The sequence below is a fragment of the Catellatospora paridis genome (assembly GCF_009720365.1).
Taxonomy (GTDB): domain Bacteria; phylum Actinomycetota; class Actinomycetes; order Mycobacteriales; family Micromonosporaceae; genus Catellatospora; species Catellatospora paridis.
Genome location: NZ_ML769314.1, coordinates 524789 through 537083, shown reverse-complemented (window position 1 = coordinate 537083; position 12295 = coordinate 524789). Strand labels below are relative to the sequence as shown.

Genomic DNA, 12295 nt, shown 5'->3' with positions numbered 1-12295 from the left:
TAGTGACATGGATCAGTAATACGTGACGAACTTGGGCGACCCGACGGTGCTCGGCAGCACCTTGAAGTGCCGCAGCGTGTACGCCATGATGTCGCGGAACGCCGGACCGGCGACCTTGCCGCCCGCCCCGACGCCCGGCGTCTTGACGAACACGGCCACCACGAAGCGCGGATTCTCCGCAGGGGCCATGCCGATGAACGAGCCGACCTCGCCCTTGACGTACTTGCCGTTGAGCACCTGCGAGCCGGTGCCGGTCTTGCCGGAGATGCGGTAGCCGGGCAGCGCCGCCGAGCGGCCGGTGGCCTGGTCGACGGTGGTCACCGCTTCCATGATCTCGCGCAGCGAGGCGGCGTTCTCGGCGCTGATGACCCGGTGCGACTTCGGCGGCGCGGGCTCGGTCACCTTGCCGTCGGGCGCGACGGTCTGCTTGATCAGGTGCGGCTGCACCCAGACGCCGTCGTTGGCGATCGCCGCGTACGCCGCCGCCATCTGCAGCGGCGTCACCGCCATCTCGTGCCCGATCGGGATCGAGCCGTGCGACGTCCCGCTCCAGTCCTCGGGGGCCTGCAGCTGGCCGGACGACTCGCCGGGCACCCCGATGCCGGTGGGCTGGCCGAGCCCGAACAGCTTCTGGTACTCGTACAGCTTCTCCGCGCCCAGCTTCTCGGCGATCTTGATGGTGGCCACGTTCGACGAGTACGCCATCAGCCCCGGCAGCGTGATCCGGGTGCCCTCGGCGAACTGGTGGGTGTCCCAGTAGACCTGGTCGCCCTTCTTGATCGACGGGCCGATCTTCACCGTCGAGTCGGGCTCGATCACGTTCTCCTGCAGCGCCGCCGACAGCACGATCGCCTTGTGCACCGAACCGGGGTCGACCACCACCGAGGTGGCGTTGTCGGCCAGCACCTCCGGCTTGGCCTCGCCCGGGTTGCCCGCGTCGAACGTCGGGTGGCTGGCCTGCGCGACGACCTCGCCCGTCTTGACGTCCAGCACCACTGCCGCGCCCCAGACCGCCTTGACCTTCTCCATGCTCGCGGCCAGGATGTGCTGCGCCTGGAACTGCACGTCGCGGTCGACGGTGAGCGTCAGCGAGCTGCCGGGCTGCGCCGGGGTCTCCCGCCGGAAGCCGCCCGGGATGGGTTTGTTCAGCTGCCCGTTGCCGGTCTCGTACTGCAGCTGCCCGTTGCGCCCGCGCAGCACCTGGTCGTAGCGGGCCTCGATGCCGGCCAGGCCGTTGAGGTCGGTGCCGGTGAACCCGATGAGGTTGGCCGCGAGGTCGTGGCCCGGATGATCCCGCCGCTCGTCGCGGTCGACGATGATGCCGGGCAGCTTGAGCGCGCGCACCATGTTCGCGGTGTCCACGCTCAGCCCGCGCAGCAGCCACCGGAAGCGGATGGGCTTGCCGCTGACCTCCTGCTTGCCCTTCTGCAGCAGCGGCTCGATCTCCGAGGGGGCCTTGCCCAGCAGCGGCGCGAGCAGCCCGGCGGTCGTCCTGGGCTCCACGACCAGCTCGGGGTCGACCGCGATGAAGCGCGCCTCCACGCTCTGGGCCAGCACCGCCCCGGTGCGGTCGAAGATCCCGCCGCGCGGCGCGGGCAACTTGATCGTGTCGAGCCGGTCCTCGAGCCCCTGCGCCGCGAACGCGGGCGCGTCGGCCAGCTGGAACTGCACCAGCCGCACCCCGATCGCGGCGAACAGCAGCAGCGACAGGGCGGTGGCCAGGCGGAGCCGGCGGCGCGGCTCGCCCATCTTCGGCGGGTCGGGCGGCGGGGCGACCGGGCGCTGCCGGCGGTCCTGCGGTCGGCCGCGGCCCCCGGGCGCCCGATCGTCGCGGTACGGGTTCCGGGCACGGGCGGCCTGCGTACGCCCGACGAACTCGCGGTCCGCACGAACCGCGGGCCGGCCGCGGCCCGCAGCGGCGGTGCGCCGGCGCGGAGCCTCGTCGACGTCGAAGTCGCCCTCGCCGGAACGGCTCGGGCGCCGGCTCGGCGCGCCGGTGACCCGGCCCAGCCGCTGCGGCGGGCGGCCCTCCTCGGCCCGGCCGCCGCGCACCATGCGCAGCTCGGCGCGGCGGCGCTGCAGCTCGGCCTCGGCCTGCGGGTCGGGGGCGGAGCCCGCGTCGGAACCGCCGTCGCGGGTGGTCCGCCCACGCGGGGTGAAGGCGCGTGCGTCGCCGATACCGCTGCGGCGGTTGCGCCCCCGGTCCTCCGGCTCGTCGGTGTCGCGTCGCGCCATCGTCGCCCCTTCCACGCCTTCATGCAGGCAAGCTCCGGCACGGCCCCACCCGGGAGCCGTGCCGGAGCGCGATGCTCACTGGCTGGTGATGCTCGGCTTGCCGGTGGCGGGCTGCGGCACCCCGATGATCTTGCCGTCGGGCAACCGGATGAAGGCGGGCGCACCCGCCGGCACCAGACCCAGCCGCTTGGCCGCCGCCTCCAGGCGACCCGGCGACTCCGCCTCCGTGATCTCCTGCGTGATCTGCTGCTCGCGCAGGTCGAGCTGCGCCTGCTGCTTCTTCAGATCGGTCAGCTGGATGGCACCCTCGGAGATCTTGGTGTTGAGCACCAGGATGCCGAGCACCCCGGCGACCACGACCAGCACGATGAGCAGCACGAACGGCGTTCGCGGCGCCGCCACCGGCATCGGCGGAGCCAGCCGCAGCCGCGGCCGCCGCACCTGCTGCGGCGGCACGGCCTCCGGCTGCACCGCCAGCGCGGCACTGCCCACCGTCCGGTAGCGATCACCCGAACGGCCTTCCTCACTCGCCTTCGCGTCGTTCGTCACGGCCCGACCCCCCGGTCGCGACGCCCCCTGCGACGGCGTTGTGCTGCGGCGCGATGCCCGCAGCGGTGTCACGTTCATCCCTACCCCCTTTGCTCGCAGCCTGCCGGTCCCCGATCAGGGACCCTGGTCCTGCTCGATCAGTTGCACAGCCCGCATCCGCACCGACGCCGCCCGCGGGTTGCGGGCCACCTCGGCCTCCGACGCCATCTCGGCCCCGCCCCTGGTCAGCAGGCGCAGCGTCGGCCCGGTGCCCGGCAGCTCGACCGGCAGGTCCACCGGTCCGGTGCTGCGGGCGCGGGCCACGAAGGCCTGCTTGGTGATCCGGTCTTCGAGCGAGTGGTACGACAGCACCACCACCCGTCCGCCGGGCGCCAGCACATCGATCGCGGCGGGCAGGGCACGCTCCCACGTGGACAGCTCGCCGTTGACCTCGATACGCAGCGCTTGGAACGTCCGCTTGGCCGGATGTCCCCCGGTACGCCGGGCCGGTGCCGGGATCGAGTCCCGCACCAGCTCGGCCAGCAGGGCCGATGACGTGATCGGCGCCTTGGCACGCTCGCGCAGGATCGCCGCCGCGATCCTGGACGCGAACTTCTCCTCCCCGTACACCCGCAGGATCCGGGTCAGCTCGGGGTGGGAGTAGCTGTTGACGATCTCCTGGGCGGTGACGCCCCGGGTCTGGTCCATGCGCATGTCGAGCGGCGCGTCCTGGGCGTACGCGAACCCGCGGTCGGCCTCGTCCAGCTGCAGCGACGACACCCCGAGGTCGAACAGGATCCCGTCGACCTGCTCGAGGCCGAGCTTCGGCAGCACCTGCGGCAGCTCGTCGTAGACGGCGTGCACCAGGTGCACCCGGTCGCCGAACCGCTCCAGCCGCCGCTGCGAGTAGGCCAGGGCCTCGGTGTCGCGGTCGAGCCCGACCAGGATCGTGTTCGGGTGCGCCAGCAGCACGGCCTCGGCGTGACCGCCGAGCCCGGTGGTGCCGTCGACATAGACGGTGCGTCCGCCGGGTGCGTGACCGGGCCGGTCCAGGGCGGGGGCCAGCAACTCCAGGCATCGATCAAGCAGAACCGGCACGTGTACGCCACGTGGTTCCACCATCTCGACCCCCCTGTTTTCGCTGTGCCTCGTCGTACCGCCAGATCCCCAACCGCTTCCCCGTTCCCACCCTCGTCGCGGCCGAGAGTGAGAGCGATGCGCCTGGCGTCGGGGAAGTGACGCCAGGTGCCGGAGCGGGTGGAGATCTCGCGGTACGACTTTCGAGCCCGGCCTGCCATGAACGCGTGCCGGACCCCCGTCCTCACAGACCGCCGGGCAGCACCCCCTCCTCGATGCCGGCGAACTCGTCTTCGTTCGCCTCGAGGTAGGCGTCCCACGCCTGCTTGTCCCAGACCTCGACCCGGGTGCTGGCACCGATGACCACGAGGTCCCGCTCCAGGCCCGCATATTCGCGCAGGTGGCCCGGGATGGTCACCCGGCCCTGCTTGTCGGGGATCTCGTCGTGCGCGCTGGCGAAGAAGACCCGGCTGTAGGCACGGGCCGCCTTGTGCGTCATCGGAGCCTCGGCCAATTGGCCCGCGATGCGCTGGAACTCCGGCGTCGGAAAGACGTAGAGACAGCGCTCCTGCCCTTTGGTGATCACGACACCTCCTGCCAGCTCGTCACGAAACCGAGCGGGCAGGATCAGCCGGCCCTTGTCGTCGAGCCGGGGAGTATGGGTGCCCAGGAACATCGGCCCCCACCCCCTCCAGCACCGACACCGACGCCGTCTCGTTTCGCGGACGAGTCGGCGTGCGTTGCCCCCGGGGCCGGCGGACCGTCCGGCCCGCCATTGCGCCCCACTTTACTCCACTTCCCTCCACGGTCAATGCGGATTCAGCCTTCCGGGTGCGGTTTCGCTCCACATAGGCGCAGCTCATGGCCGTAAACGACCGGTGGAGGGCGGCGCGGCGCGTTACCAAGGTCATCTTTTTGACACCCGGAGTCGCCGCAGCAAAATGCACCCTCCGTCTCCACGCAATCACCCGGAGGTGGCAATGCGGTGACGGAGGGTGCTTGACAGCTGCCTCTTGGTACTACTCAGTTATACGACCGTCGATCCGAGGCGTTTATATGACCGTCGATCCGAGGCCACGGCGGCCCCGCCGGTGCTCGGCGCGGCGGTCAGTCCTCGGCGGCGTCGGCTTCGACGTCGTCGCCGTCCTCCTCGGTCCGGGCGGCGGGCGCGGCGGACTCCGGGCCGGCGTCCGGATCCTCGCCGGACGGGCGGCGTTGGTCGCGGCGGGACTGCCCGTCGGGCTGGGCGGACGCGCTGGCGGAGGTCTTGGCTGAGGTCGGGGCGGGTTTGGCGGCGGGGGCGCCGAGCAGGCTGACCGCGGCGATACCGGCGCCCAGGCCCAGCAGCAACCGGGCGGGGCGCCGCTCGGGGAGTTCGAGCACAGCGATGTCCTTCCAGGGGTGCGGCTTCCCACTATGCCGGAGGCTCGCCACCGGCACGTGGCGCGCAGACGCGCGCGGCTGCTGTATCGTTTTACCCCTTCAGACCCGATTCGCGCAATACGCTGGGAAAACAGCCGACCGGACAGTGGTTCACGCCACAGGCCAGACGCCGTCCGGGAGTCAGGTAGCCTCTCCGGCGTGACGGAGAACAAGCTGCCGCTGCGCGCCTCGCTCGCGGCATCGGTCTCGCGCACCGCCGCCGCGCTCTCGCGCGCCACCGGCCGGGGCGACGGATCGGTCATCGGCGGGCGCCTGGGCATGATGATCGACCCGGATCTGCTTGCCCACCTGGCGGCCGGGCGGCGCATAGCGCTGGTCTCCGGCACCAACGGCAAGACCACCACCACACGGTTCACCGCGGCGGCGGTCGGCGTGCTGGGCGACGTCGCCACGAACTCGTTCGGCGCGAACATGCCCACCGGCCACACGTCCGCGCTGGCCCGCGCCGGCGCCACGCCGTACGCCGTGCTGGAGGTCGACGAGCACTACCTCGCGCAGGTGCTCAAGGCCACCACGCCGCTGGTCGTCGCGCTGCTGAACCTGTCCCGCGACCAGCTCGACCGGGCCAAGGAGGTGGCGATGATGGCGCAGCTGTGGCGCGACGCCCTCGCCGACCACCCCGACGTGCACGTGGTCGCCAACGCCGACGACCCGATGGTCGTCTACGCCGCCGCCGCGCACGCCGCGGCGGGTGATGGCCGGGTGACCTGGTTCTCCGCCGGTCAGCGCTGGCGCGAGGACGCGCACGTCTGCCCCGCCTGCGGCGCGCACATCGAGCGCGACGAGGCCGACGCGGACTCCTGGCGCTGCGCCACCGGCGACCTGGTCCGCCCGGCACCCCAGTGGACCGTCGACGAGTCCGCCGTGATCGACCCCGAGGGTGTACGCCACGAGGTCAAGCTCCAGCTCCCCGGCAAGGTCAACGTCGGCAACGCGGCGACCGCGCTGGCCGTGGCGCACCGGTTCGGGGTCTCCCCCGCCGACGCCGCGCCCAAACTGGCCGAGGTCGCCAGCGTGGCCGGCCGCTACGCCCAGGTCGACCGGGACGGGCGCAACATCCGCCTGCTGCTGGCCAAGAACCCGGCCAGCTGGCTGGAGGCCTTCGACATGGCCGAGGAGCAGCCCACCCTGCTGTCGATCAACGCGCGGGACCCCGACGGCTTCGACACCAGCTGGCTGTTCGACGTCGACTTCGCGCCGCTGCGCGGCCGCCAGGTCCTCATCACCGGGGACCGCGCCTACGACCTGGCTGTCCGGCTTCAGGTCAACGACGTGCCCTTCACCCACGTGAAGTCATTCGACGAGGCTGTCGCGGCGGTGCCGCCCGGCCGCCTGGAAGTGATCGCGAACTACACCGCGTTCCAGGACATCCGAGCGGAGTTGGATCGAGTTGTCTAGCGCACTCCAGATCGTCTGGGTCTACCCCGACCTGCTGTCCACCTACGGCGACCGCGGCAACATGCTGATCCTGGCGCACCGCGCCAAGCTGCGCGGCATCCCCGCCGAGACCGTCGAGGTGCGCTCCGACCAGGCGCTGCCCTACGGCGACATCTACCTCATCGGCGGCGGCGAGGACGGCCCGCAGGCCCTGGCCGCACAGCGGCTGGCGGCCGACCGCGGCCTGCACCGCGCCGTCGACCGCCGGGCCGTGGTGTTCGCCGTCTGCGCCGGATACCAGCTGCTCGGCAACAGCTTCTTCGCCAAGGGCGCCAAGTGCGACGGCCTGGGCCTGCTCGACCTGCACTCCGACCGCGGCCCCACCCGGGCCGTCGGCGAGCTGGCCGGCGACATCGACCCGGCGCTGGGCCTGCCCATGCTCACCGGCTTCGAGAACCACGGCGGCCGCACCCACCTCGGCCCCGAGGTCAAGCCGCTGGCCAAGGTCCGCGCCGGTATCGGCAACGACGGCGCGACCGAGGGCGCGTGGTCCGGCACCGTCATCGGCACGTACTCGCACGGCCCCGCCCTGTCGCGCAACCCGGCCCTGGCCGACCTGCTGCTGCGCTGGGCCACCGGCGAGGAGGCCCTGGCCGCCGCCGACGACACCTGGCACACCCGGCTGCGCAGCGAGCGCCTCGGCGCCGCGGGACTCGTGTGACCGCCGCATCCGAGGTCACGACCTCGGCAGAGTCCGGCACCGCACCGGCCGGGGTCGGCACGCACTGGCCCCGCCTGGTGGCGCTCGCGGTGCTGGTCGGGCTGGCGGGCTTCGCCGCGTGGAAGCTGCCGCTGGAGAAGCTGCCCGCCTGGGTGGACCAGCTCGGCCCGGCCGCTCCGGTGGTCGCGGTGCTGGTCTGCACGGTGCTGCTGTGCGCGCTGGTCCCGCGTACCGCGATCTCGCTGGGCTGCGGGGCGCTGTTCGGCGCGATCGGCGGGGCCGTCTGGTCGTTGACCGCGGCGCTGCTGGCCGCGACGATCACGTACGCCGCCGGGCGCTGGGCGGGGCGTGACTTCGTCGCCGCGCACGCCGGTGACCGGCTGGCCCGGCTCGACCGGTGGCTGGCCCGGCGCGGCCTGCTGGCCGTCATCGTGGTCCGGCTGCAGCCGATCGCCCCGTTCGGCCTGGTCGGCTACGCGTACGGGACCAGCTCGGTGCGCTTCCGGCACTACCTGCTGGGCACCGCGCTGGGCGGGTTGCCGTCGTCGTTCAGCTACGCCACCATCGGCGCGGCCGCGATCGCCCCGCACTCGCTGAGCTGGCTCACCTTCATCCCGGCCGCGACCGGGATCCTGATCAGCGCCGCCGCCGCCCTGCACTGGCGCTACCAGACCCGCACCACCACCCGCCCAGCCACCGCCTGACCCAGCCCTGCGGCCCGGCAGGCATCGATTCGCCGAGCTCCGCAACGCGACCGGATCCAGCAGAAGATCTGTTTTTGTGGACGCCAGGCGCCCCCATAGGGGCAGTCAGCGTCCACAAAAACAGATCTTGCTCGGCTGGTCTAGGCTCTGCGGACGTGCGAGCGCTGCCGCGAGACGAGTCGTCCGATCTCGACTTCCTGCTCTTCCGGCAGCATGACGTGCTCAGCCGGGCGCAGGCGCTCGCCCACTTCACCGAGAAGGCCGTCCGGCATCGCGTGGACACCGGCCGCTGGCAGCGCCCGCGTCCCGGGGTCTACGTGCTGCGGGCCGCACCGGATGACGACGACCAGCGGCGCTGGATCGCCGTACTGGCCGGGCCGCCGGGCACGGTGACCGCCGGCCGCACCGCGTTGGCCCAGCTCGGCATGCGGGGCTTCCACGTCCACGCTATCCACCTGCTCATACCCTCCACCGCCCGCGGCCGGGACGCGCCGCACGACGTGATCGTCCACCGCACGCGGCGGCTGGAGCCGTCCGACGTGCATGATCTGGGCAGCCCGCCCTGCACGATGCCCGCACGCTCGGTCGTCGACGCGGCGCAGTGGGCGCGCTCCGACGACTCGGAGGGCCGGCAGCGATACCTGGATGCCCTGTTCGAGCAGCACGGCGTGCACGCCGAGATCGACGGCGCCCAGCACCTGGATGTTCGCGGCTACTGGGCGGACATGCGGCGGCAGAACGCATTGTGGGTACGCGGCGAGCGGGTGCTGCGGTTTCCGGCCTGGGCGGTGCGCAACCGGCCCGACGAGGTGCTCGAAACGGTCCGCGCCGCGCTGCGCGCCGCCGGCTGGACGGGATGATGATCCGTTTTTGTGGACGCCCACTGCCCGTATAGGGGCCGCGGGCGTCCACAAAAACGGATCATCGACAACCAGCGAACCTTCGGTCGCTGAGAAGGGCACCTTCTACAACGCGGAGCGTCAAGAAGGTGCCCTTCTTTCAAATCAGGTCAGGCGACGATGCTGACCAGGCGGCCGGGGATGACGATGACCTTCTTCGGCTCCTTGCCGGCCAGGGACTCGGTGACCGCGGCCAGGGCCGCGGCGCGGACCTCGTCCTCGGCAGCCTCGGCGGCGACCTCGACCCGGCCGCGAACCTTGCCGTTGACCTGGACCGGGTAGGTGACCAGGTCGGCGGTCAGCAGCGCCGGGTCGGCGACCGGGAAGTCGGCGAAGGTCAGCGAGCCGTCGTGGCCCAGCTTGGACCACAGCTCCTCGGCGATGTGCGGGGCGACCGGGGCCAGCATCAGCACCAGCGGCTCGGCGATCTCGCGCGGGGTCGCGCCGGCCTTGGTCACCGCGTTGGTCAGCTCGATCAGCTTCGCGACGGCGGTGTTGAAGCGCAGCGCGGCCATGTCCTCGCGGACCCCGGCGATGGTGCGGTGCAGCAGGCGGCGCAGGTCGTCGGAGGCCGGGGCGTCGACCACGGTGACCCCGCCGGTCTCCTCGTCGATCATGGTGCGCCAGACCCGCTGCAGGAAGCGGTACGAGCCGATGACGGCCCGGGTCTCCCAGGGGCGGGACACCTCCAGCGGGCCCATGGACATCTCGTAGACGCGGAAGGTGTCGGCGCCGTACCGCTCGACCATCTCGTCGGGCGTGACGACGTTCTTCAGCGACTTGCCCATCTTGCCGTACTCGCGGTTGACCTTCTCGCCGTTCCAGGTGAAGACGGTCGGCTGCTCCTCGGCGACCTCCTCGGCCGGGACGTAGGCGCCCCGGTCGTCGGTGTAGGCGTACGCCTGGATGTAGCCCTGGTTGAACAGGCGGTGGTACGGCTCGAAGCTCGACACGCGGCCCAGGTCGAACAGGACCTTGTGCCAGAACCGGGCGTACAGCAGGTGCAGCACGGCGTGCTCGACGCCGCCGACGTACAGGTCGACGCCGCCGGAGTCGCCGGCGTGCTGCGGCCCGACCCAGTAGGCCTCGTTGGCCGGGTCGACGAAGGCCAGCTCGTTGGTGGGGTCCAGGTAGCGCAGCTGGTACCAGCAGGAGCCGGCCCACTGCGGCATGGTGTTGGTCTCGCGGATGTAGGTCTGCGGGCCGTCGCCCGCGTCTTCTGACAGCCCGGTCAGCTCGACCTCGGTCCACTCCTTGTTGCGCGACAGCGGCGTCTCCGGCGAGGAGGTCGCGTCGTCGGGCTCGTAGGTCTTCGGCGAGAAGTCGTCGACCTCGGGCAGCTCGACCGGCAGCATCGACTCCGGCAGCGCGATGGCCTGGCCGTCGGTGCCGTACACGATCGGGAACGGCTCGCCCCAGTAGCGCTGGCGGCTGAACAGCCAGTCGCGCAGCCGGTACGTGGTCGCGCCCTGGCCGTGGCCCTCGGCCTCCAGCCAGGCGATGATCTTCTCCTTGGCCTCGGCGATGCCCAGGCCGTCCAGCATGCCGGAGTTGATCGCCGGGCCCTCGCCGGTGAACGCCTTGCCGTCGAAGCCCGCCGTCGGCTGCACGGTGCGGATGATGGGCAGCTCGAAGACCTCGGCGAACTCCCAGTCGCGCTCGTCCTGGCCGGGCACCGCCATGATCGCGCCGGTGCCGTAGCCGGCCAGCACGTAGTCGGCGATGAACACCGGTACCCGAGCGCCGTTGACCGGGTTGGTCGCGTACGCCCCGGTGAAGACGCCGGTCTTGACCTTGGCGTCGGCCTGGCGCTCCAGCTCGGTCTTGGCCGCGGCCTCGGCGCGGTACGCGGCGACCGCCGCGGCCGGGGTGTCGTGCCCGCCGGTCCACACCTCGTGCGTGCCCTCGGGCCACGCGGCCGGGACGATGCCGTCGACCAGCTCGTGCTCGGGCGCGACGACCATGTAGGTCGCGCCGTAGACGGTGTCGGGGCGGGTGGTGAACACGCGGATCGGGTCCGCGCCCTCGACCGGGAACGCGATGTGCGCGCCGGTGGAGCGGCCGATCCAGTTCCGCTGCATCGCCTTGATCGGCTCGGGCCAGTCCAGCGTGTCCAGGTCGTCGATCAGGCGGTCGCCGTACGCGGTGATGCGCATCATCCACTGCTTCAGGCTGCGCTTGAAGACCGGGAAGTTGCCGCGCTCGCTGCGACCGTCGGAGGTGACCTCCTCGTTGGCCAGGACCGTGCCCAGGCCGGGGCACCAGTTCACCGGGGCCTCGGAGACGTACGCCAGGCGGTGCTCGTTGATGATGGCGCGCTGCTCGGAGACCGACTTCGCGGCCCAGGCCGGGTCGGCCGCCAGCTTCTCCACCAGCTCGCCGATCGGCCGGGCCCTACCCTGCTCGGCGTCGTACCAGGAGTTGAAGACCTGCAGGAAGATCCACTGGGTCCAGCGGTAGAACTCGACGTCGGTGGTGGCCACCGAGCGCCGGTCGTCGTGGCCCAGGCCCAGCATGCGCAGCTGGGCGCGGTAGCGCTCGACGTTGCGCTCGGTGGTGATGCGCGGGTGGGTGCCGGTCTGCACCGCGTACTGCTCGGCCGGCAGTCCGAACGAGTCGAAGCCCATCGTGTGCAGCACGTTGAAGCCCGCCATGCGCTTGAAGCGGGCGAACACGTCGGTGCCGATGAAGCCCAGCGGGTGGCCCACGTGCAGGCCGGCACCGGACGGGTACGGGAACATGTCCAGCACGAACTGCTTCGGGGCGCCCGAGCGCGGGTGCGCCGGGTCGGCCAGCGGTCCGGCCGGGTTGGGCGCGTGGAAGGTGCCGTGCTCCTGCCAGAAGTCCTGCCAGTGGGCCTCGATGGCGTTCGCGGTCGCGGCGGTGTAGCGGTACGGGGGAATGTCGGCCGGGGTCTCGGCGTGCTCGCTCATGTCCAGGTCCTCACGAGTCAGATCAAGATCAAAGTCATCGGGCGGTATGCGGACGCCTCAGCGCGTCGCGGCGTGCTCCAGGCACAAAAAATCCCCTCACGCAGGAGGGGTCGCCGTGCTCACGCGCGCTCTGTCGCGTCAGCACGGCTCACTAAGGAGCGCCAGGGCCCAAGCCATGCCCGCATGATACCCCCGGGCGCTCGGCCCCCGCATCTCGCATAGCTCGCAGACCGCCCGATCTGGCGCGTCACGTGACAGCCGGGTCCTGCCATTGCCGCATGCGCCGCACCTACGGAACACTGCGGACAAGGCTCTCACTCCCATGCGAGCCGCCCGACACGCCGTGCCGGCCGCCCGGCCCGGTACTTGCCCAGCGAA

Annotated in this window: 10 protein-coding genes; 4 read left to right on the top strand and 6 right to left on the bottom strand. The window is 71.8% G+C overall.

Annotated elements, in window-relative coordinates:
• Positions 1-12 precede the first annotated feature (12 nt).
• The 5 genes from F9C41_RS11525 to F9C41_RS11505 all read right to left on the bottom strand — a co-directional run bounded on the left by F9C41_RS11525 (position 13) and on the right by F9C41_RS11505 (position 5223).
• Complete coding sequence (locus F9C41_RS11525; RefSeq protein ID WP_230689500.1) at positions 13-2235, bottom strand: penicillin-binding transpeptidase domain-containing protein; 2223 nt, start codon at positions 2233-2235, stop codon at positions 13-15.
• Positions 2236-2310: 75 nt separating this feature from the next.
• Entirely contained in the window at positions 2311-2784 is a 474-nt protein-coding gene (locus tag F9C41_RS11520) for a cell division protein FtsL (RefSeq protein ID WP_230689499.1), read from the bottom strand.
• 114 nt (positions 2785-2898) lie between these two features.
• On the bottom strand, positions 2899-3885 hold the full coding sequence (rsmH, locus tag F9C41_RS11515) for a 16S rRNA (cytosine(1402)-N(4))-methyltransferase RsmH (RefSeq protein ID WP_155386673.1): 987 nt from the start codon (positions 3883-3885) through the stop codon (positions 2899-2901).
• Between the two features lie 199 nt (positions 3886-4084).
• Positions 4085-4516 (bottom strand): division/cell wall cluster transcriptional repressor MraZ, encoded by a 432-nt coding sequence (gene mraZ / locus F9C41_RS11510; protein ID WP_155386672.1) that lies wholly within the window; start codon positions 4514-4516, stop codon positions 4085-4087.
• Positions 4517-4947: 431 nt separating this feature from the next.
• On the bottom strand, positions 4948-5223 hold the full coding sequence (locus tag F9C41_RS11505; protein WP_155386671.1) for a hypothetical protein: 276 nt from the start codon (positions 5221-5223) through the stop codon (positions 4948-4950).
• Positions 5224-5436: 213 nt separating this feature from the next.
• On the opposite strand from F9C41_RS11505, the gene F9C41_RS11500 reads away from it, so the two are divergent.
• The 4 genes from F9C41_RS11500 (at position 5437) to F9C41_RS11485 (ending at position 8945) form a co-directional block, all read left to right on the top strand.
• A complete protein-coding gene (locus F9C41_RS11500; protein WP_155386954.1) occupies positions 5437-6681 on the top strand; it encodes a MurT ligase domain-containing protein in 1245 nt (414 codons plus the stop codon).
• The gene (locus tag F9C41_RS11495; RefSeq protein ID WP_407924685.1) at positions 6674-7381 is read left to right on the top strand and encodes a type 1 glutamine amidotransferase; all 708 of its coding nucleotides are present in this window, start codon (positions 6674-6676) and stop codon (positions 7379-7381) included. The genes F9C41_RS11500 and F9C41_RS11495 overlap by 8 nt, the downstream gene beginning before the upstream one ends.
• Entirely contained in the window at positions 7378-8085 is a 708-nt protein-coding gene (locus tag F9C41_RS11490; protein WP_155386669.1) for a TVP38/TMEM64 family protein, read from the top strand. Before F9C41_RS11495 ends, F9C41_RS11490 begins: the two co-directional genes overlap by 4 nt.
• Positions 8086-8240: 155 nt before the next feature.
• Positions 8241-8945 (top strand): DUF559 domain-containing protein, encoded by a 705-nt coding sequence (locus F9C41_RS11485; protein WP_230689498.1) that lies wholly within the window; start codon positions 8241-8243, stop codon positions 8943-8945.
• Between the two features lie 149 nt (positions 8946-9094).
• Here F9C41_RS11485 and leuS read toward each other — a convergent pair whose 3' ends face one another.
• Positions 9095-11917 carry a leucine--tRNA ligase gene (leuS, locus tag F9C41_RS11480; RefSeq protein WP_155386668.1) on the bottom strand — a complete coding sequence of 941 codons (2823 nt, stop codon included), beginning with the start codon at positions 11915-11917 and terminating at the stop codon, positions 9095-9097.
• Positions 11918-12295 lie beyond the last annotated feature (378 nt).